The 19,775-nt window shown below is 72.6% G+C and carries 18 protein-coding genes; 8 read left to right on the top strand and 10 right to left on the bottom strand.

Annotated features, from left to right (window positions below):
• Positions 1–288: 288 nt before the first annotated feature.
• The 6 genes from ABZ805_RS07365 to ABZ805_RS07390 form a co-directional block, all read right to left on the bottom strand.
• Positions 289–1,689: a rhamnulokinase family protein gene (locus ABZ805_RS07365; RefSeq protein ID WP_358435737.1), complete on the bottom strand. Its 1,401-nt coding sequence runs from the start codon at positions 1,687–1,689 to the stop codon at positions 289–291.
• Positions 1,686–3,746 (bottom strand): bifunctional aldolase/short-chain dehydrogenase, encoded by a 2,061-nt coding sequence (locus ABZ805_RS07370; protein WP_358435740.1) that lies wholly within the window; start codon positions 3,744–3,746, stop codon positions 1,686–1,688. Before ABZ805_RS07370 ends, ABZ805_RS07365 begins: the two co-directional genes overlap by 4 nt.
• The gene (gene rhaI / locus ABZ805_RS07375) at positions 3,746–4,915 is read right to left on the bottom strand and encodes an L-rhamnose isomerase (RefSeq protein WP_358435743.1); all 1,170 of its coding nucleotides are present in this window, start codon (positions 4,913–4,915) and stop codon (positions 3,746–3,748) included. The genes ABZ805_RS07370 and rhaI overlap by 1 nt, the downstream gene beginning before the upstream one ends.
• Positions 4,912–5,277 (bottom strand): L-rhamnose mutarotase, encoded by a 366-nt coding sequence (locus ABZ805_RS07380; protein WP_358435746.1) that lies wholly within the window; start codon positions 5,275–5,277, stop codon positions 4,912–4,914. Before ABZ805_RS07380 ends, rhaI begins: the two co-directional genes overlap by 4 nt.
• The gene (locus ABZ805_RS07385; protein WP_358435748.1) at positions 5,274–6,569 is read right to left on the bottom strand and encodes an MFS transporter; all 1,296 of its coding nucleotides are present in this window, start codon (positions 6,567–6,569) and stop codon (positions 5,274–5,276) included. The genes ABZ805_RS07380 and ABZ805_RS07385 overlap by 4 nt, the downstream gene beginning before the upstream one ends.
• A 277-nt stretch (positions 6,570–6,846) precedes the next feature.
• Positions 6,847–7,479: a TetR/AcrR family transcriptional regulator gene (locus ABZ805_RS07390; protein WP_358435751.1), complete on the bottom strand. Its 633-nt coding sequence runs from the start codon at positions 7,477–7,479 to the stop codon at positions 6,847–6,849.
• A gap of 85 nt (positions 7,480–7,564) precedes the next feature.
• Here ABZ805_RS07390 and ABZ805_RS07395 point away from each other — a divergent pair, with 85 nt between their 5' ends.
• The gene (locus tag ABZ805_RS07395) at positions 7,565–8,407 is read left to right on the top strand and encodes an SDR family oxidoreductase (protein WP_358435754.1); all 843 of its coding nucleotides are present in this window, start codon (positions 7,565–7,567) and stop codon (positions 8,405–8,407) included.
• Entirely contained in the window at positions 8,404–9,645 is a 1,242-nt protein-coding gene (locus ABZ805_RS07400; RefSeq protein WP_358435757.1) for a hypothetical protein, read from the top strand. Before ABZ805_RS07395 ends, ABZ805_RS07400 begins: the two co-directional genes overlap by 4 nt.
• Here the strand turns inward: ABZ805_RS07400 and ABZ805_RS07405 are convergent.
• Together ABZ805_RS07405 and ABZ805_RS07410 are read right to left on the bottom strand one after the other, a co-directional pair.
• Entirely contained in the window at positions 9,575–9,994 is a 420-nt protein-coding gene (locus ABZ805_RS07405) for a PPOX class F420-dependent oxidoreductase (protein ID WP_358435760.1), read from the bottom strand. The two genes, ABZ805_RS07400 and ABZ805_RS07405, sit on opposite strands and share 71 nt — an antisense overlap.
• Before the next feature lie 146 nt (positions 9,995–10,140).
• Positions 10,141–11,031: an alpha/beta hydrolase gene (locus tag ABZ805_RS07410; protein WP_358435762.1), complete on the bottom strand. Its 891-nt coding sequence runs from the start codon at positions 11,029–11,031 to the stop codon at positions 10,141–10,143.
• 275 nt (positions 11,032–11,306) lie between these two features.
• Between ABZ805_RS07410 and ABZ805_RS07415 the strand changes: the two genes are divergently transcribed.
• Positions 11,307–11,831, top strand: coding sequence for a DUF4231 domain-containing protein (locus ABZ805_RS07415; protein ID WP_358435765.1), 525 nt, complete (start codon positions 11,307–11,309; stop codon positions 11,829–11,831).
• On the opposite strand, the gene ABZ805_RS07420 is transcribed toward ABZ805_RS07415, so the two are convergent.
• Positions 11,818–12,558 (bottom strand): glycerophosphodiester phosphodiesterase family protein, encoded by a 741-nt coding sequence (locus ABZ805_RS07420; RefSeq protein WP_358435768.1) that lies wholly within the window; start codon positions 12,556–12,558, stop codon positions 11,818–11,820. The genes ABZ805_RS07415 and ABZ805_RS07420 overlap by 14 nt on opposite strands.
• Before the next feature lie 223 nt (positions 12,559–12,781).
• On the opposite strand from ABZ805_RS07420, the gene ABZ805_RS07425 reads away from it, so the two are divergent.
• The 5 genes from ABZ805_RS07425 (at position 12,782) to ABZ805_RS07445 (ending at position 18,127) form a co-directional block, all read left to right on the top strand.
• The gene (locus tag ABZ805_RS07425) at positions 12,782–14,206 is read left to right on the top strand and encodes an FGGY family carbohydrate kinase (RefSeq protein ID WP_358435771.1); all 1,425 of its coding nucleotides are present in this window, start codon (positions 12,782–12,784) and stop codon (positions 14,204–14,206) included.
• A complete protein-coding gene (locus ABZ805_RS07430; protein WP_358435774.1) occupies positions 14,203–15,096 on the top strand; it encodes a hypothetical protein in 894 nt (297 codons plus the stop codon). Before ABZ805_RS07425 ends, ABZ805_RS07430 begins: the two co-directional genes overlap by 4 nt.
• Before the next feature lie 75 nt (positions 15,097–15,171).
• Positions 15,172–16,548: a sugar porter family MFS transporter gene (locus ABZ805_RS07435; protein ID WP_358435777.1), complete on the top strand. Its 1,377-nt coding sequence runs from the start codon at positions 15,172–15,174 to the stop codon at positions 16,546–16,548.
• The gene (locus ABZ805_RS07440; RefSeq protein ID WP_358435779.1) at positions 16,545–17,156 is read left to right on the top strand and encodes an AAA family ATPase; all 612 of its coding nucleotides are present in this window, start codon (positions 16,545–16,547) and stop codon (positions 17,154–17,156) included. Before ABZ805_RS07435 ends, ABZ805_RS07440 begins: the two co-directional genes overlap by 4 nt.
• Positions 17,105–18,127, top strand: coding sequence for a LacI family DNA-binding transcriptional regulator (locus ABZ805_RS07445; protein WP_358435782.1), 1,023 nt, complete (start codon positions 17,105–17,107; stop codon positions 18,125–18,127). Before ABZ805_RS07440 ends, ABZ805_RS07445 begins: the two co-directional genes overlap by 52 nt.
• A 108-nt stretch (positions 18,128–18,235) precedes the next feature.
• On the opposite strand, the gene ABZ805_RS07450 is transcribed toward ABZ805_RS07445, so the two are convergent.
• The gene (locus tag ABZ805_RS07450) at positions 18,236–19,588 is read right to left on the bottom strand and encodes a hypothetical protein (RefSeq protein WP_358435785.1); all 1,353 of its coding nucleotides are present in this window, start codon (positions 19,586–19,588) and stop codon (positions 18,236–18,238) included.
• Between the last annotated feature and the right edge of the window lie 187 nt (positions 19,589–19,775).

Below are 19,775 nucleotides of genomic sequence, written 5' to 3' on the forward strand. Positions count from 1 at the left end.
CCGGAAGTGCTTCCACCGGATGGAGTCATCTTTTCGTGCGCATTCGCGTGTCTCGAATGGCGGGGGAGCGGGGGATGCATTTCTGCGGTGGAATCGGCTTGTTTTGCAACGATTGTTCGCATCATGCGGGATGTGCGTGGAGGGGTGGCGCGGTCCCGGTGTCCGGTGTCCGGTGTCCGGTGTCCGGTGTCCGGTGTCCGCGGGAACGCGGGAACGCGCGCGGCGTGCCCCGCGCCTCGCCGCCCCGCTGACCCGCCGTGTCGCTGTCCGAAGTGGACGGTTCGCGGATCACCGCGCTGCGAGCTCGCCGGGGCGGTAGGTGCGGGGTGCGCAGGTGGAGCGGACCAGCGCGCGGAGGGAGTCGAGGCCGCCGGTGAGCAGTCCGGCGGCGCGGGCCTGCACGAGGACGTTGCCGAGGGCGGTGGCCTCGACCGGTCCGGCGACGACCGGGCGGCCGGTGCGCTCGGCGGTCAACCGGCACAGCAGCTCGTTCCGCGCCCCGCCGCCCACGATGTGCACTGTGGACAGTGCACGTCCGGTGAGGATCTCCAGCCTTGCCACGGAGTCCGCGTAGGCCGTGGCGAGGCTCTCCAGGATGCAGCGGGTGAACTCGGCGCGGCCGCCCGGCACCGGCCGGTCGTGCTCGGCCAGCCAGGCGGCGATCCGCGCGGGCATGTCGCCGGGCGCGAGGAACCGCGGATCGTCCGCGTCGAACTCGGCGACCGAACCGGCCGGCACTTCGGCGGCCGCCGCCAGCAGCACCGGCAGATCGACGGCCGGGCCGGTGCGCTCCCATTCGGCGACGCATTCGCTCAGCAGCCACAGGCCCATCACGTTGTGCAGGTACCGGATGCGCCCGTCCACGCCGAGCTCGTTGGTGAAGTTCGCGGCCCGGCCCGCCTCGGACAGCAGCGGGCGCTCCAGCTCCACCCCGACCAGCGACCAGGTCCCGCACGAGATGTAGGCGAACGACTCGTCGCGGGCCGGGACGGCCACGACCGCGGAGGCGGTGTCGTGCGAACCGACCGCGGTGACCGGGAGCCCGTCGTCGAGCTCGCCGATCCGCGCACCCGGCGACACCAGCGGCGGCAGCAGCCCGCGGTCGTGGCCGAGGCGCGCGAGCAACGCGTCCGACCACTCGCCGGTGCGCACGTCCAGCAGCCCGGTGGTGGAGGCGTTGGTGCGCTCGGCGACCTGCTCGCCGGTCAGCCAGTACCCCAGCAGATCCGGCAGCAGCAGCATCCGCTCGGCGATCGGCAGCAGCCCGCTGCGCCGGTCCGCGGCCAGCTGGAACACCGTGTTGAACGGCAGGTGCTGCAACCCGTTGACCTCGTAGAGCTCCGCGGGGCCGATCACCGCGTGCACGTCGGGCACGGCGGCGGCGCCGCGCTCGTCCCGGTAGTGGTGCGGCATCCCGAGCACTCGGCCGCCGCGCAGCAGCGCGTAGTCCACCGCCCACGAGTCGATGCCGACGCTCACCGGGTCCGCTTCGCGCACCGCCCGGTCCAGCCCGGCGGACACCTGGCGGTACAGCTCCAGCACGTTCCAGTGCAGCGACCCGCGCACCCGCACCGGCGCGTTCGGGAACCGGGCGAGCTCGCGCATCCGCAGCTCGCCCGGCCCGGCGTGCCCGAGCACGACCCGCCCGCTGGTGGCGCCGAGGTCGACGGCGGCGACGGTCCCGCTCATCGCAGGAACGCCGCCGCGACCCCGGCGTCCACCGGCACGTGCAGCCCGGTGGTGTGGGCGAGGTCGCCGCCGAGCAGCGCGAACACCGCGTTCGCCACGTGCTCGGGCAGCACCTCCCGCTTGAGCAGGGTGCGCTGGGCGTAGAACTCGCCCAGGTCCTCCTCGGCGACCCCGTACACCTTCGCCCGCTGCGCGCCCCAGCCGCCGGCGAAGATCCCGCTGCCGCGCACCACCCCGTCCGGGTTGACGCCGTTGACGCGGACGCCGTGCCCGCCGAGCTCGGCCGCCAGCAACCGCACCTGGTGCGCCTGGTCCGCCTTGGTCGCGGAGTAGGCGATGTTGTTCGGCCCGGCGAACACCCCGTTCTTCGACACGACGTAGACGACGTCGCCGCCGAGGCCCTGCTCGATCAGCACCCGCGCGGCCGCCTTGCTGACCAGGAACGAGCCCTTCGCCATCACGTCGTGCTGCAGGTCCCAGTCGGCGGCGGTGGTCTCCAGCAGCGGTTTCGACAGCGACAGGCCCGCGTTGTTGACGACCACGTCGAGCCCGCCGAACGCGAGCACCGCGGCGTCCACGGCGGCGCGCACCGCGTCCTCGTCGGTGACGTCGGCGCCGACGCCGATCGCCACGTCGGCGGCCCCGAGTTCGGCCGCGGCCTCCCGGGCCTTCGCGGCGTCGAGGTCGGCGAGCACCACGGTGGCGCCGTCGCGGGCGAGGCGGGCGGCGGTGGCCTTGCCGATGCCGGAGGCCGCACCGGTGACCAGCGCGACCTTCGTGGCGAGCGGTTTCGGCGCGGGCCTGCGCCGCAGCTTCGCCTCCTCCAGCTCCCAGTACTCGATGCGGAACTTCTCCGCCTCCGCGATGGGGGAGTAGGTGGACAACGCCTCCGCCCCGCGCATCACGTTGATCGCGTTCACGTAGAACTCGCCGGCGACCCGGGCGGTCTGGGCGTCGGTGCCGTAGCTGAACATGCCGACGCCGGGCACGAGCACGATCGCCGGGTCGGCGCCGCGCATCGGCGGCGAGTCCGGGGTGGCGTGCCGCCGGTAGTAGGCCGCGTAGTCCGCGCGGTACCGCTCGTGCAGCTCCCGCAGCCGCGCCGCGGATTCCTCGACGGTCGCGGTCGCGGGCAGGTCCAGCACCAGCGGCGCCACCTTGGTGCGCAGGAAGTGGTCCGGGCAGCTGGTGCCGAGCGCCGCCAGCCGCGGATGTTCCGCGCGGGACAGGAATTCCAGCACTTCAGGCCCGTCGGTGAAGCGCCCGACCTGCCGCCGGTCGGTGCTCACCAGCCCGCGCAGCACGGGGGCGAGCGCGGCGGCCTTGGCCCGGCGTTCCGCGGCGGGCAGCGGCTCGTACCCGTCGAGGGCGGCGCCGAACGGGTCCGGCCTGCCGTGCTCGGCGATGTGCTCGGCGGCGGTGTCGATGATCCACCGCGAGTTCAGCTCGCACTCCTGCGCGGTCTCGCCCCACGCGGTGATGCCGTGCCCGCCGAGGACGGTGCCGATGGCGCGCGGGTGGGTGCGCCTGATCTCGGCGATGTCCTCGCCGAGCTGCCAGCCGGGCCGCCGCCACGGCACCCACACCACCCGGTCGCCGAAGATCTCCTCGGTCAGCGCCGGGCCGTCGGCGGCGGTGGCGATGGCGATGCCGCTGTCCGGGTGCAGGTGGTCGACGTGGCAGGCGTCGACGAGGCCGTGCATCGCGGTGTCGATGGACGGCGCGGCACCGCCCTTGCCGTGCAGCACGTGGTCGAACGCGGCGACCATCTCGTCCTCCCGGTCCGGTCCGGGGTAGACGGCGGACAGCGCGCGCAACCGGTCGAGCCGCAGCACCGCCAGCCCCTGCTCGGTGAGGGTGCCCAGGTCGCCGCCGGAGCCCTTCACCCACATCAGGTCCACCTCCTGCCCGGTGACCGGGTCGACGTCGCGGCCCTTGGCGGAGGTGTTGCCGCCCGCGTAGTTGGTGTTGCGCGGGTCGGCGCCCAACCGGTTGCTGCGGGCGATCAGGTCCTGGACGGTGCGGTTCGGCATGGTCTCCTCTCCTCGGGTGGGCATCAGGCTCCCCACCCGGCCTGCGCGCCACCGGTGCGCTGTTCGGCGAGCAGCCGCTGGTGGCCGGATTCGGCGTAGGCGCGCATCGGATCGGCGGGCAGTCCGCGGTTCGCGCGCCAGTCGGCCAGCGCCGGGCGGACGTCGGTGTGGAAGGCGTCCATCAGCACCTCGTTGGCGCCGAGCACGTCGTGGTCCTGCTGCGCCTTCGCCAGCGCCGCGCGGTCCACGAGCAGCGCGCGGGCCGTCATCTCCTGCACGTTGAGCACCGAGCGGATCTGGCCGGGGATCTTCTCCTCGACGTTGTGGCACTGGTCGAGCATGAACCGCACCGGCGAGCCCTCGTCCAGCCCGCCACCGGCGATCACCTCGTGCAGGATGCGGAACAGCTGGAACGGGTCGGCGGCGCCGACGATGAGGTCGTCGTCGGCGTAGAACCGCGAGTTGAAGTCGAACGAGCCGAGCTTCCCGAGCCGCAGCAGCTGCATCACGATGAACTCGATGTTGGTGCCCGGCGCGTGGTGCCCGGTGTCCAGGCAGGTGAAGGCCCGGTCGCCGAGCGCGCTGACCTGCACGAACGAGGTGCCCCAGTCGGGGACGTCGGTGTGGTAGAAGGCCGGTTCGAAGAACTTGTACTCCAGCACCAGCCGCTGGTGCTCGCCGAGCCGCGCGTAGATCTCGGCCAGCGAGTCGGCGAGCCGGTCCTGCCGGTCCCGCAGCGAACCCTGCCCGGGGTAGTTGGTGCCGTCGGCGAGCCAGATCTTCAGGTCGGTGGACCCGGTCTCGTGCATGATCTCGATGCAGCGGAAGTGGTGGTCGACGGCCTTGCGCCGCACCGCCGCGTCGGCGTGGGTGAGGCTGCCGAACTTGTAGTCGGCGTCCTGGAACGTGTTCGAGTTGACGGTGCCCAGCCGCACCCCGAGCCGTTCGGCGTGCGCGCCGAGCGCGGCGAAGTCGTCCACCGCGTCCCACGGGACGTGCAGCGCGACGGCGGGGGCGAGGCCGGTGAACTCGTGCACCGTGGCGGCGTCGGCGATCTTCTCCTGCGGGGTGCGCGGCGTGCCGGGGGTGCCGAACACCTTGAACCGGGTGCCGGAGTTGCCGAACGCCCAGCTCGGCAGTTCGATCGCCTGCCGCTCCAGGGTGGGGGTGATCTCCTGGAACGTGGTGGTCATGGCTGTGCTCCTTCGTGCCGTGCGAGTTCGTGCCGGGCGAGCTGGTCCGCCAGGTGGAAGACCTCGGGCAGCGCGGTGGTGTTCTGGTCGGCGCGGCCGCCGTCGCCGACGAACAGGTCGGCCATGTACCGCTCCCAGCGGGCGGCGACGGGGGAGGCGGCGAGGTGCGCGTCGGAGTCGGCGACCGAGTCGGTCTCGTAGTAGCCGATCAGCAGCCCGTCGGGCCGCAGGAACAGCGAGTAGTTCCGCCGCCCGGAGGCTTCGAGTTCGCGCAGCATCTCCGGCCACACCGCGGCGTGCCGCCGCCGGTACTCGTCGAGCCGGTCCGGGTCGACCTGCAGCTGGAAGCAGACGCGGGTCACGGCGCCACCACCGCTCCGCCGGTGGTCCCGGAGCCGTACCGCTCCCGCTCGATCTGCTCCAGGCTCTTGCCCTGGGTGCGCGGTGCCCAGATGGTGCCGATCAGCAGCGAACCGAGCAGCAGCCCGAGGATGAGGGTGCCGAGCCCGCGCAGCCCGATCTGGGTGAGCAGCGCGGGAAATCCGACGCTGAGCAGCCCGACCAGCACCCGGGCGGCGAGGAACAGCACGCCCTGCGCGCTGGCCCGGTAGCGGGTCGCGAACAGCTCGCTCGCCCACAACCCGTAGAACGCCTGCGCCCCGATGCCGGAGGACACGCCCCAGCCGACGGCGAAGAACAGCAGGGTGGGGGTGCTCGCGGGCGCGTAGATCAGCGCGGCCCAGGCGAGCACGCCCAGCGCGGCGCCGGCGCAGTACAGCCACCGGCGGCTGATCCGGTCGGCGAGCAGCATGAACCCGAAGTAGGTGGCGGCGCTGGTGCAGCCCCACACCAGCACCTGCAGCAGGTACTGCTCGGTGGCGGAGGTGAGCCCGACGGCCTCGTACATCCGGGGCTGGAAGATCCCGGCCTGCCCGGCGACGCCGTTCCACAGCGCGTACACGCCGAACAGGAACAGCATCGCCAGCAGGTTCGTCCTCCTGGTGAACAGCCCGCGCAGGCTGTCCGCGAAGGTGACCCGCTCGGGTTCGGCGTTGCGGCTGCGCCACAGCGCCGATTCGGCGAGGCCGCGCCGCACCCACCAGGTGACGGCGGCGACCGCGAACAGGTGCAGGAAGATCAACCGGCTGCCGAGCAGTCCGAGCGGGGCGACGACGACGGCGAGCAGGTAGCCGAGCGTCGGCCCGATCGACCAGGCGAGCTGCGCGGCGCCGACGTGCGCGGCGCGCCGCTCGGGCGGTGCCTCTTCGGCGATGTAGGTCCAGGAGGCGGTGACCCCGGCGCCGACGGCGATGCCGGTGAGCACGAACGCGGTCAGCAGCATCCCGAAGGAGGTGGCGAACACCGCGATGAGCACGCCGAGCATGTAGAGCAGCAGGTCGTAGGTGTAGATGAACTTCCGCCCGTAGCGGTCGCACAGCGGCCCGCCGATGGCGGCACCGGCGGCGGCGCCGAACGCGTTCGCGCTGAGCGCGGCGAGCAGTCCGACGGCCAGGTCGTCCAGCCCGAACCGGTCCTGCCAGAGCCCGAGGCTGGTGGCGATCGCGATGATCGAACCGGCCTCGATGTAGTTCGACATGGCCACGGCGATGGTCGCGCGCCACCCGGTCGTGGTCTTGCTCCCGAATCGGACCATCGGCCCTCCTGTCCATCGGCGTTGATGCGCAGGTTCGAGTGCCGAGCGGCACCCGGGATGCATAAAACGTTTCAATCGATGGCGTGCACGATAGGAGCCGATGCGGTGCGGGGGCAAGGCCCGTTCGGGCGCCGGTCGATCGGCCGTAGCGTCGCGATCGGTCATGCGGAACACGTTCGGCCGCGGCCGGATCGATCAGCGGGCTCGGCCGTCCGGGTGCAGCTCGGCGAACCACGCGTGTGTAACGATTAAATACTCGGCCGGTGGCAGGAGTCGATCAGCCCTCCGCGAGGAGCCGGTCCCTGGCTCCCGCGAACAGCGAGGCGCACGCCCGCACCAGTTCCTCCGGCCGCCGGGTCCGCCCGCTGAGCAGCCAGTCGACCAGCAGGTGGTTGACCGCGCCGACGAGCGCGATCGTCGTCAGCCGCCGCTGCGCGCCCGGTTCGACGTCGCCCAGCCACATCTCGGCCAGCAGCTCGGCGAACTCGGTGAGCACCGCGTGCCGCCGCGCCTCCAGCTCCGCCGACACCCCGACCACTTCGACCAGCACGATCCGCGCGCGCCGCTGGTCGGCCACCAGGAACCCGACGAAGGCGTCCAGCCCGTGCCGCGCCATGTCGGCGGAGCCCTCGTGGTCGGCCACCGCCGCCAGCGTCGTCCCGCGCAGCCCGTCGACGAGCTTGTCGTACACCGCGACGAGCGCGGCCTCCCGATCGCGGAAGGACTCGTAGAAGTACCGCTCGGTGAGCCCGGCGTGCGCGCACAGCTGCTTGACCGAGGTCGCCTGGTAACCGCGGTCGCCGAACAGCTCCTGGGCGGCGTCGAGCAGGGTGGCGCGCCGGTGCCGCGCGCGCTCGGCCGGGTCGAGACCGGCGTAGCGGCGGCCCCTCGGGTTCGGCTGGTTCGTCATCGCGCCCCTTCCGCGGCGAGGAGGACGTCCGCTACCTTAGTCATCTGACACGACGTCGTGTCAGATCAACTTGCGAGGTGGGGACGTGCGGAGAGCACCGGACGGCATGGTCATCGCGGTCACCGGCGGCGCCCGCGGCATCGGCCGCGAGATCGCGCGGACGCTGGCCGCGGCGGGTGCCCGCGTCGCCATCGGGGACCGCGACCTGGCGGCCGCCGAGAGCACCGCCGCCGAACTGCCCGGCAGCCTCGCCGCGTTCCCCGTCGACGTCACCGACACCGGCTCGTTCGCGGCCTTCCTCGACGCGGTCGCCGACCGGTGGGGGCCGATCGACGTGCTCGTCAACAACGCGGGCGTGATGTGGGTCGGCCCCTTCGACGCGGAACCGGAGAACGCCGTGCGCCGCCAGCTGGAGGTGAACGTGCACGGCGTCATCCGCGGCGTCCGGCTCGCCGCCCCGCGGATGCGCGAGCGCGGGCGCGGGCAGATCGTCACCATCGCCTCCGGGGCCTCCAAGTTCGCGCCACCGGGCGAAGCGACCTACGCCGCGACCAAGCACGCCGTCCACGGCTACCTGGACGCGGTGCGCGCCGAGCTGCACGGCAGCGGCGTGCGGCTCTCGCTCGTGCTGCCCGGCGTCGTCGACACCGAGCTCGCCGCGGGCACCGCCACCGGCCCGGTGCGCAGGCTCGCCCCCGCCGAGGTCGGCCGAGCCGTGCTCCGCGTCGTCCGGCGGCCCCGGTTCGAGCTCAGCGTCCCGCGCCGGTTGGGCTTCGCGACCTGGCTCGCCCGCGTCCTGCCCGACCCCGCCCGCTACCGGTTGCAGCGCGTCCTGGTGCCGGACCAGGTCGCCGCGGTCGCCGGGGACACCACCCGCAGCGCGTACCAGAACCGCGCGCTCACCGAAACCGACGAGGAGACCCGATGACGGCGACCGCCACGCCCACCGTCCGCCCGATCCCCGAGTTCGAGGGCGTGCACGACGTCTGGCCCCGCGGTGACCGCCTCGAAGCGGTGCGCGAGGCGGCCGGCCGCTACCGGGAGCGGTTCCTCTCGCAGGGCACGATCCGGGCGATCCGCAGCATCGACATCGCCGCCGCCCCGTACCCGTCGCGGTACGCGTTCCAGGGCTACAACCTGTCCCTCAACCCGATGATCTCCATCATCAACCGGATGTTCGTGATCCAGTTCGAGGGCTTCGACGGGGAGCTCAAGACCCTGGTGTGGGAGCCGACGGTGGCGGCCGGGTCGGTCGAAGCGCCGTTCTACGCGAAGTTGCAGCGGATCGCGGGTGACTTCCTCTCCGACAAGGTCTTCGCCAAGTACTACAACGATCCCGACGAGGTGCTGCCGCGGCTGGGGCTGCGCAACTCCGACGTGGACTACGTCAGCTTCGACCACCTGCACGTCCAGGACGTGCGCATGATCATGGGCAGCGATCGGGTCATCCCCGGTGAGCGGGAGCCCCGCGCGCCGCTGTTCCCCGGCGCGAAGCTGCTGGTGCACCGCAAGGAACTCGCCACCCTCGAATCACCGCACCCCATGCAGTGGGCGTGGTACGTCGACGGCGGCATGGACGGCGTGCCCGCCGAACGCCTCGAAGTGCTCGACGGCGATGTGGAGCTCGGCGTCGGTGTCAGCCTGCTGTGGACGCCAGGGCACACCGACGGCAACCACTCGCTGGTGGTCAACACGCCCGACGGGGTGTGGGTGTCCTCCGAGAACGGGATTGGCCGCCGACAGCTGGCAGCCCGAGCTCTCCAAGATCCCGGGGGTGAAGCAGCAGGCCCGGTTCTTCAACCGGGAAGTGGTGCTCAACGCCAACACGCTGGAGGACTCGCTCGACCAGTACGACTCGATGGTCAAGGAGAAGACGATGGCCTCGCGCTCGCCCCGCGACCCGCGCTGGCTGCAGATCATCCCGTCCTCGGAGTGCGCCGACTGGAAGCGGCAGTGGCCGGTCGTGCCCACCTTCACCCACGGCGGGCTCGACTACGGCGAGATCTCCCGGCGGCGGTCCTGAGCCCCGAGCCCGCCCGGGTGGCCGCTCCGCAGCGGTCGGCTGCGGAGCGGCCGGAGCGGGTGAACGGCGCCGTCAGCCCGCCTGGGTGTTGTCCTTCTGGCCGCCCCAGCCGTGCCAGCGGTCGACGTCGATCAGGGCGGTGACGCGGGCCCGTTCCCGGTCCGGGTAGGGGCTGCCGAGGTAGTGGTGGGCGAGGCGGTCGATGTCGACCAGTCCCGGGTCGTCGCGCAGCTCGGTGACCCGGCCGATCAGGGTGACGTGCGTGTACCAGTCCGCGGCGTCGAGCACGGTGAGCGTGACGCGCGGGTCGCGGCGGACGTGGTCCAGCCGCTTGCGGCCCGCGTCCATGTTCACCAGCACCTTGCCGTCCTCCCACAGGTACCAGGTGGCCGCGGAGACGGGCTGGCCGTCGGCGCGCAGGGTGGCGATCGTGGACGGGTTCGGCTTGCGCAGCAAGGCGATCGCCTCGTCGGGCAGCGGTGGCGTGGACATGCGGGTCCTCCCTGTTCCGGCGGTCGGTGCGGACTCCGCCAACCTACCGGCGCGGGCGCGGCGCCGCCCGCACGCCCGGTCGTCCACTGTGGAACCAGCCGGGCCGCGGGGTCGTCGCCGGGGAGGCCGGCGACGACCCGGGCGCGCTAGCCGATCGGGCAGGTGTCCCGGTATTCGGCGATCTCCGGGCCGCTCGGCGGCGGGCAGAGGAACCGCTCGTAGCGGGTGTCCTCGTCGACGAACCGCTTCAGCCAGGCGATGCTCGACTTCGCGATGGTGGTGTTCGCGGAGTTCGGCGCGAAGTGGTCGGCCCCGGCCAGTTCGAGGTAGGCCTTGTCCGGGTCGCCGGGCAGGCTCTCGTAGAACGGTTCGGCGTGCGAGCCGACCGGCGCCACTGAGTCCCGCTCCGCCCCGATGACCAGCGTCGGAGTCCGCACGCCGGACCAGTCCTTCCTGGTGTGCCACGGGGTGAGCGGGATCGCGGCCCGCAGGTCCGGGTCCGCGACGACGGCCTCCAGCGCACCGCCACCGCCCATCGAGTGGCCCAGGACGCCCAGCCGGTCCGCGTCGACGCGGTCCCGCACCGACGAGGCGGTGGTGAGGTGGTCGAGCGCGGCGAGCAGCTGGCGACCGCGCGAATCCGGCTGGTCGGTGGGAGTGAGCGTGTCGATGGTGAACACCACGAACCCCTGCGAGGCCAGCCGCGGGCCGTACCAGGCCATCGAGGACTGGTCGCCGGTGTAGCCGGGGGCGACGGCCACGGCGCCGAAGGTGCCCTCGGAGGTGTCGGTGGGGTAGTGGATCGTGCCACCGCCGAAGCCGGTGACGGCGCCGCGCGGCACCACGTCCCGCGCGATGTCGAACGGCCCCAGCGGGGCCGTGATGCTCTCGTCGGTCGGGTCGGGTCCGCGCTGGAAGGAGTCGTCGGCGGCCTGCGCCACCGGCGCGCCGCCCGCGAGCAGCCCGAGCATCGCCGCCGCGGCGATCAGCGCCCGGCGGCCGCGGGACCGGTGCGGCGAGGGGAGCGTTGCGGTCATGAACCACGCCTTTCTCGAAGCGGATCGGAGCGCCGGGAGCGGCGGAGCGGCCGCGCCCGATTGATCACTTCCGGAGGGTGTTGTCCGGAACTCGCGGCGTCAAGAGAACGTTTTCACCGGCCGGATGACCGGGGGCGGTCGTCCGCCGCGGTATCCGGGGAACGGGCGAGCGACGCGGTGCGTCCGGCGGTGCAGGTGCCGAATCCGGCCCGTCGCCATCCCGTTCGGTGGCATGCTGTCGATGTTCGTGGTGGCACGATCTGGGGGCTTTTCGGATGAAGTTCCAACCGCCTTATCCCGGCGCGCTGCCGGATCCCCGATCGCTGGGGTATCCGGCGGCCGTCGAGTCGTACGCGTTGCGACTGCGCACCTTCTACGACTCGCGGGCGGCGTGGCACCGGCGGTTCTTCCGGTTCAGCGGGATCGCCGTGATCATCATCGGTGCGGGGCTGCCGCTGCTGGTCGCGGGGGACTACGCGGGCCGCGACCTGGTGATCTCGGCCGCGGGGGTGATCATGGCGGGCATCACCGCGCTGCGGGCGTTCTACCGGTGGGACCAGTCGTGGATCCTGCTGCGCAACACCGAGCGCGCGATCACCGCGGCGTGGTGGGAGTGGCACAGCAGGCTGGACGCGGCCGACGTGGACGCCGACTCGGCGAGCCCCGAGCAGCGGGAGATCACGCGGGACTTCATGCGCAGGCTCGTCGACATCCGCAAGCACGAAGCGGAGCAGTTCTTCGCCGAGATGGCGTTCCCGACGCACGACGTGCCCCGCGTCCCTCCGCTCACGCCGCGCTGACCGGGACGAACCCGGCGAAGAAGTAGCCGTCGGCCAGCCGTGCGGCCCGCGCCGCTTCCGCCGGGGAGTGCGCGGTGTAGGCGAGCACCGGGCACCGCGGCCCGCGCCAGAAGGTGACGAACCGGTCCGGCAGCGCGGCCAGCTCGTAGGTGAGGAAATCCGGGCGCACCACGGCGTTCGTGAGCATCATCCGGCCCAGCGCGGCCTTCAGCGGTCCCGCGGACGGCAGTGATCCGGACGCCTGGCCGGTGGCCCGGTCCGGGAGCAGTCGCCGCAGGCGCCGGACCGCGAGCGGGTCGAAGGACTGCACGACCGCGGCGCCGGCGTACCCGCGCAGCCGGTCGGCGACGGCCCGTTCGAGCGCCGCCGAAGCGTCGAGGCCCCACCGGCGGACGTCGATCACCAGCGGGACCGCGCCGTTCACCGCGGCCAGGACCTCGTCGAGCCGGGGGACCGGCTCGCCGGACCCGGCGATCCGCAACCGCCGCAGCCGGGCCCACGTCAGCTCCCGAACGAGTCCCGGCCGTCCGGTCATCCGGGCGGTGTCGGCGTCGTGCAGCACGACCGGTACGCCGTCCGCGGTGAGCTGGACGTCGAACTCGAAGGGCACGCCCGCCGCGACGGCGCGGGCGAACGCGGCCGACGAGTTCTCCGGTGCCGCGCCGTCCTCGTCGTGCAGGCCGCGGTGGGCGATCGGCTCCGAGGTGAGCCAGGCAGGTGCGGTCACGGTCGGTCCTCCAGTCGTGGGGGCAACCGTACCGCCGGATTCGGGTCGGCCCGCCTCCGTGCCCGGCGGTTCCGCTCGATGTCCGCCGCGGTTACGTTGCGTCGTTATTGACATCGATGTCCACGGTGAATCGAGAAAGCGTTGACATCGATGACATGGCCGCGGTTCAGTGTCCTGCAACCGGCGACGAGGCCGGTGTCAGCGGCAGAAGGAGCGTGCCGAGGTGGACTTCGCAGCGACGGAAGCGGTCGTCGGCGTCGACGTGGGCAGCACCGAGATCAAGGTGCTGGTCGCCGATCGGGCCGGCGTCGCGCTGAGCCTCCGCCGCACCCCGACGCAGTGGCAGCGCACCCCCGGCGGGCACAGCGAACTGCCCGCCGGGCTGCTGCTGGACCGGGTGCTATCCGCGGTGACCGACGCGGTCCAGGTCGCCGAGCGCTCGGCCCGCGCGCTGCGCGTGGTGTCCGTCGCGATCACCGGCATGGCCGAGTCCGGCGTGCTGCTCGATCACGACGGCGAGCCGATGCACCCGGTGATCGCCTGGTTCGACCAGCGCGGCGGCGCCGAACTCGCCGCGCTGCCCGCGGACCTGGCCCGCGAGTTCAGCGCGCACACCGGACTGCCGCTGAGCCCGCTGTGCTCGTTCGCGAAGCTCGGCTGGCTCGCGGCGCGCGGCCTGCCCCCGCAGCGGGCCGGGACCTGGCTCAACGTCCCCGAATTCGTGGCGCACGCGCTCGGCGGGCAGGCCGTCACCGAACCCTCGCTGGCCTCCCGCACCGGGCTGCTGGACCAGGCCACCGAGAAGCCGTGGGGCCCGGCGCTGGAGCACCTCGCGCTGCCCGCCGAGGTGCTGCCGCCGCTCACCACCGCCGGAACGCCGATCGGCACCGTCGACCACCCCGGTGCGCCGGACGCGGTGCGCGGCGCGGTGCTGACCGTCGCCGGGCACGACCACCCGGTCGCCTCGGTCGCCAGCGGCGTGTGGCACGGCGAGCACCTCTTCGACTCCTGCGGCACCTCCGAGGCGCTGCTGCGCGTCGCGTCCGCACCGCTGCGCGACGAGCAGCGCCGCCGGCTCACCGCCGAGGGCATCGCGCAAGGCCTGCACGTGCTGCCCGGCCGCCACCTGCTGCTCGGCGGCACCCGCGGCGGACTGCTGCTCGACCAGGTCCTCGCGCTGCTGGGCCGCAAGGAACAACCCGCCAGGACCGAACTCGACCGCGACTGGCTCGCCCGCGGCCCCGAACCGGGTTCGGTGCGGATCACCGGCGCGCACGCCCGCAGCGAGCACGTCGACGTCCGGCTCGGCGGGGACGACGCCACCCCGCTGGACGTCTGGTCCGCGGCCCTCGCGCACGCCGTGGCCGAGACCGACGCGGTCATCGCCCTGATGGCCGCCGAAGCCGGGCCGCACGAGCACGTCACCGCCGCGGGCGGCTGGACCCGGATGGGCAGCTTCCGCGCGGTGAAGGAACGCAGCCTCCCGGCGGTCCGCTACGCGCGGATCGACCAGCCCAGCGCCTACGGCGCCGCCATCTTCGCCGCCCGCGCCGCCGCGCACGGCGACGGCGATACCGCGCTGTCCGCAGTGGACATCGCGCGTCGGTTCACCGAGCACGCCCTCGACACCATCGGAGCAGAACTATGACCGCGGCACTCGCCGACATCGCCCAGTCCGACGGCACCTTCGCCATCGTCGCCCTCGACCAGCGCAACACCCTGCGCCGCATGTTCACCGCCGCCGGCCAGCCCATCGACGACGACCTGCTGCGCGGGTTCAAGGGCGACGTCATCGGCGGCCTCTCGCCCAGCGCCAGCGGACTGCTCGTCGACCCCGACTTCGGGGTCCCGGCCGCCATCGCCGACGGCAACCTCGCACCCGGAGCCGGACTCGCGGTCGCCGCCGAACCGTCCGACCGCGGCAAGTTCGGCGACGAGCCGCTGACCCGCCGCGAACCCGCGCAGAACGCGCAGTGGGTGCGCGACATGGGCGGGCACGCGGTGAAGTTCTTCGTGCAGCTGCGCGCCGACCGGGACCGCGAGCTCGGTGGCCGGGACGTCTCCGCCGAAGCGCTGGCCGCCGCCGCCGAGGTCGTCGCGGACTGCCGCGCCGAGGGTGTGCCTTCGGTCGTCGAGAACCTGATCTACCCGCTGCCCGGCGAGGGCGAGCTGAGCCCCGAGGCGCGCGCCGACGCGATCATCGAATCGGCCCGCGCCCTCGACGAGCTCAAGCCCGACCTGCTCAAGCTGGAGTACCCCGGCTCCGCCGCGGCCTGCCGCCGCATCGCGCAGGCCGTCAGCGTGCCGTGGGTGGTGCTGTCCGCGGGCGTCGGCTTCGACGAGTTCAAGGACGTGCTGCGGATCTCCTGCGACGAGGGCGGCGCGTCCGGCTTCATCGCGGGCCGCGCGTTCTGGAAGGACGCCGTGCTGCTCGACCAGCCCGACCGGCGCCCGTTCCTCGCCGACACCGCGCGGCGCAGGCTCGACGAGTGCGTGACCGCCATCCAGGGCCGCGCCACCCCGTACGCCGCAGTCTGACGTCCCCCGGTGGCCGCCCCGCCGGGCGGCCACCGCTCTTTCCCGGCAGCGTCGCCGGAGAAACGAGGTACGACCGTGACCACCACGTCACCCGCCCCAGCCCCTGCCCGCTCGCCCGCGGCGGCCGTCACCGGAGCCGCGGTCGTCGCCGCGCTCGGCGGGCTGCTGTTCGGCTACGACACCGGTGTCATCTCGGCGGCACTGCTCTACATCGCCCCGCAGTTCGCGCTGTCCGAGCTGTGGCAGCAGGTCGTGGTGGCCTCGCTGCTGGTCGGCGCGATCGTCGGCGTCGGGCTGGGCGGCATCATCGCGGACGCGCTCGGCCGCAGGCGCACCCTGTCGATCACCAGCATCGTGTTCACCGCCGGTGCGGTGATCTCGGCGCTGGCCCCGGACCTGGCGACCCTGCTGGGTTCGCGGCTGCTGCTCGGCTTCGCGATCGGCACCGCGTCGCTGTCGGTGCCCGCCTACATCGCCGAGATCGCCCCGCCGGAGAAGCGCGGCAGCCTGGTCTCGATCAACCAGATCATGATCAGCTCCGGCATCCTGCTGTCCTACGTGTCCGGTTTCCTGCTCGCCGAAGCGGGCGCCTGGCGCTGGATGCTCGGGCTGGCGGGCATTCCGTCGCTGCTCATGTTCTTCGGCCTGTTCGGGCTGCCGGAGAGCCCGCGGTGGCTCGTCGCGCGCGGCCGGATCGACGAGGCCCGCGACGTGCTGCGGCGCGTCGTCGGCGCCGACCGCGTCGAGGCGGAGCTGAGCGCGCTGTCCGGCGCGGTCACCGCCGAGGACTCGGTCACCTACCGGGACGTGCTCAAACCCGCGATGCGTCCGGCGATCTACCTCGGCATCGGGGTGGCGGCGGTGAACCAGCTCGTCGGCGTCAACGCCATCACCTACTACGCGCCGACGCTGCTGACCAAGGCCGGGTTCGGGGCGTCCGCGGCGATCCTGTCCTCGGTGGGCATCGGCGTGGCGAACGTGGTGTTCACCCTCGTCGGGCTGCTGCTGGTGGACCGGATCGGGCGGCGGCCGCTGCTGCTGGTCGGCCTCGGCGGTGTGGTGGCCTCGCTGGTCGGCATCGGGCTGCTGTACGCGGTCACCGACCTCAGCGGTGGCTGGGGCGTGGTGCTGGTCGCACTGCTGATCACCTACGAGGCGATGTTCTCGGCGAGCATCGGGCTGGCCATGTGGCTGATCAACAGCGAGATCTTCCCGACCGCGCTGCGCGGGAAGGCGGGCAGCTTCGGGATGTTCACCCACTGGGGCCTGAACCTGATCATCTCGCTGACGGTGCTCAGCGCGTTCGAGGCGTTCACGCCCAGCGGGTTGTTCTGGCTCTACGCGGTGTTCGGCCTGATCGGCTTCTGCTACCTGAAGAAGTACCTGCCGGAGACCCGCGGCCGCACCCTGGAAGAGGTCGAGGCCCTGCTGCGGGCCAGAGCCCGGAAATGAGCCCGCTCGCCCTGTTCGTCTGCGGCGCCCCGGCGAGCGGCAAGACCACGCTCGCCGGGGTGGCCGCGGGCCGGTGGGGCGCGGCGCTGCTGGACCTGGACGTGCTGGCCGGGCCGCTCACCGAGCTGCTCGGCCGGGTCAGCGGCTCCGGCACCCCCGACAGCCCGTGGATGCGGGAGCACGCCCGCACCGCCCGCTACGAATCGCTGCTGGGCACCGCGCTGGACACGGTGCGCACCGGCACCTCGGCGGTGCTCGTCGCCCCGTTCACCGCCGAACGCACCGATCCCGCCGCGTGGGAGGCGGTCGCCGACCGGTTCCGCGCCGCCGGTGCCGAACCCGTGCTGGTGTGGGTCGACTGCCCGCCCGAGGTGGCGCTCGAACGGATGCGCGCCCGGGCCGCCGCGCGGGACGCGGCCAAGCTCGCCGACCCGGCGCAGGTCCGGGCCGCGCGCGCGGACCCGCCGCGCACGCCCCACGTTAGAGTGGACGCGACCCGGCCGATCGCGGCGCAGCTCACCGAGCTGCACCGCGGCCTGACGGAAAGGAACCCGGCGTGCCAGCAGGCAACGTCACGCTCTACGACGTGGCCACCGCGGCCGGAGTGAGCCCCAAGACCGTCTCCCGCGTGATCAACGGAGCGGCCGGCGTCTCGGTGAGCACCCGCGATCAGGTGCAGGCCGTCATCGAAGAGCTCAACTACCGCCCCAACTTCCACGCCCGCTCGCTGCGCGTCGGCCGGGACGAGGCGATCGGTGTGGTGCTGGAATCCCTCTCCGACCCGTTCTTCGCCGAGATGGCCAGCGTCATCGAGCGGTGCGCGCTGGAACGCGGCCACGCGGTGCTCGTCTCCAGCGTCGGCGGCGACCCGGACCGGGAGCACGCGCTGGTGGAGAGCCTGCTGCAGCGCCAGGTCTCCGGTCTGATCATGGTGCCGGTCAGCGCGGACCAGAGCTACCTGCGCGCCGTCGCCGGGACCACGCCGGTCGTGTTCGCCGACCGGCCGGCGCGACCGGCGGCCGGGTTGGGCACCACGGTGCTCGGCGACGACTTCGGCGCCTCCGAGGCCGCCACCCGGCACCTGCTGCACTCCGGGCACACCCGGATCGCGCTGATCGGCGACCGGCCCGAGGTCTACACGACCGGCGAGCGCATCCGCGGCTACCGCAGCGCGATGCAGAGCTCCCGGGTCGGCGTGGACGAAGGCCTGGTCAAGACCGGCCTGTCCAGCGCCGCCGAAGCGCGCAGCGCCCTGGACGAGCTGCTGCGCTCCGCCGAACCGCCGACCGCGGTGCTGTCCTCCAACGCCCGCTGCTCGCTGGGCGTGGTGCCCGCGCTGCACGCGCGCGGGCGCACCGACATCGCGTTCATCAGCTTCGGCGACTTCCCGATGGCCGATTCGCTGTACCCGGCGGTGTCCGTCGTGGACCAGTCGCCGGAGGTCGTCGCCCGCACCGCCACCGAGGAGCTGTTCAAGCAGCTCGACGGCACCGCGGGCACCGGCGCCACGCTGACCCTCCCGCTGCGGCTCACCGCCCGCGGCTCCGGCGAGATCCCGCTGTCGGCGGTGGGGCGGTAGGTCCGGGGGACGGCGGGGTGCGTGCGGAGGTTCGCCGTTCGGCCGTCGCCACCGTCACGGAGGTGATCGGAACAGGGGAGGTGAGGGTCGAAAGCCGACGACCATCGATCAGCCCAGCACCTTGCTGTTCCGGAGTCGTGGGCGGATCGCCAGCAATGCCCCGCTCGCGTCCATGTGCACGAGGCCGGTCTTCCCCCACTCGATGTGGGCCGCGTTCTTGTTGCGGCGCCAGGTCGTCAGCGCGTCCGGGATGCCGGCCTCGTGTTCGTCGATGAGTCCCTCGCTCAAGCGTTGATACTGGTCGGCGAGAAGCGCCGAGTACACCTCCACCCGTTCACCGTTGAGCCGGAACACCTGATCGGTTCCCACGAACGACATGCCGCCCAGCGTGATGCGGGCATCGCCCTGCGTCCCGGGAACGGAGGAGGAGACGGCCGTTCCGAGCCGCGCCTGCTGGCGTTCGGTCAGCAGGTCTCGTGCCGCCGCCCGATTTCCGGCGAAGGTGAGGAGGGACGCGGCACTGGTGCGGACCAAGAGACGGGCGAGCCAATCGTGCAGATCGTCCCGCACCGCGAAGCCTTGCCGCTGGGTTCGTTCTCCGTTCACGGTCGTGGTGATCAAGGGAAGGATGGCGTCGTCCTGCGCGGGCACGGAGGGATCCGGAACGGTGAGGACGCCGTCGCCTTCGGCGGCCAGCAGGCGGACACCGATGCCGTCGCGACGCAGCCAGGTCGCGGTCATCAAGCCGGGAAAGGGATTCCCGGACAAGTCCGATTCGCCGAGAACCAGGCCGTGCACGCGCCGGGCGGACTGCGCGAGCGCGGTGGGTGCGGGATCGGACTTGCTGTGCGACCCCCGGGCGTCAATGGCGATGACGCGGATCGGCGCGCCGGGCTTGCGCCCGACGAGCAGGTAGTTCGGCCTCGTCGCGCTCGTGCCTGCGGCCGGTTTTTCGCTGCTCGAACCGCAGAACGCCGTCAGCACCAGTTCGGAATCGAGCGCGTCGAACCGATAGCCGGGGAACTCCTGTCGCAAGATCTGTTGGGCTGCTGCCAGTCCGAACGCGATCCCGAGATCGCGAGCTTGAGCTCCCTTCCGGTGGTAGTTCAGGTCGTTCCCGTTCCTGCTCAGCTGCATCGCGTGCTGCGCCGTCGAATCGAACGCTGTGACGTAGCGGAGGCAGTCCCAGTGCTGTGCCACCGCGCGAGCGGAACCCTGCCCGGCGAGGGCGACCGTTCGAGCGAACGTGTGCAGCACTTGCCAAGGCGTGAGCTCCACGGGGTGGCCGTGCCGCACCGGGATGAGTGCTTTCGGCCGAGCGTGCGGTTCGCGCCCCTTCTTCACGATGTCGCGATCGAGTTTGTTGGCGCGTTCGCTCACCCGGGCGCTGAGGGACGACGTCGACTCGAACATGACGTCCGCTTTCCGGCCGAGTTTGTTGAGCGCGGCTTGGGCCTTCACACACCCTCCACAGCATCGTGATCAACGGGACCGACCCCAACTCACCACAACTCGCACCCCGCTGTCGGCCTCCGTTCGGTTGACGTTCGGAGTAGTGGTTTCCGCAGGTGGGAGGTCGTCCGATCGGCGCAAGATTGCTGCATCCGGAACGGTCGCGGGAGGTGGCGGTGGCGCACCGCGAGGGGTG

It is taken from the genome of Saccharopolyspora sp. NPDC047091 (genome assembly GCF_040643635.1).
Taxonomy (GTDB): Bacteria; Actinomycetota; Actinomycetes; order Mycobacteriales; family Pseudonocardiaceae; genus Saccharopolyspora_C.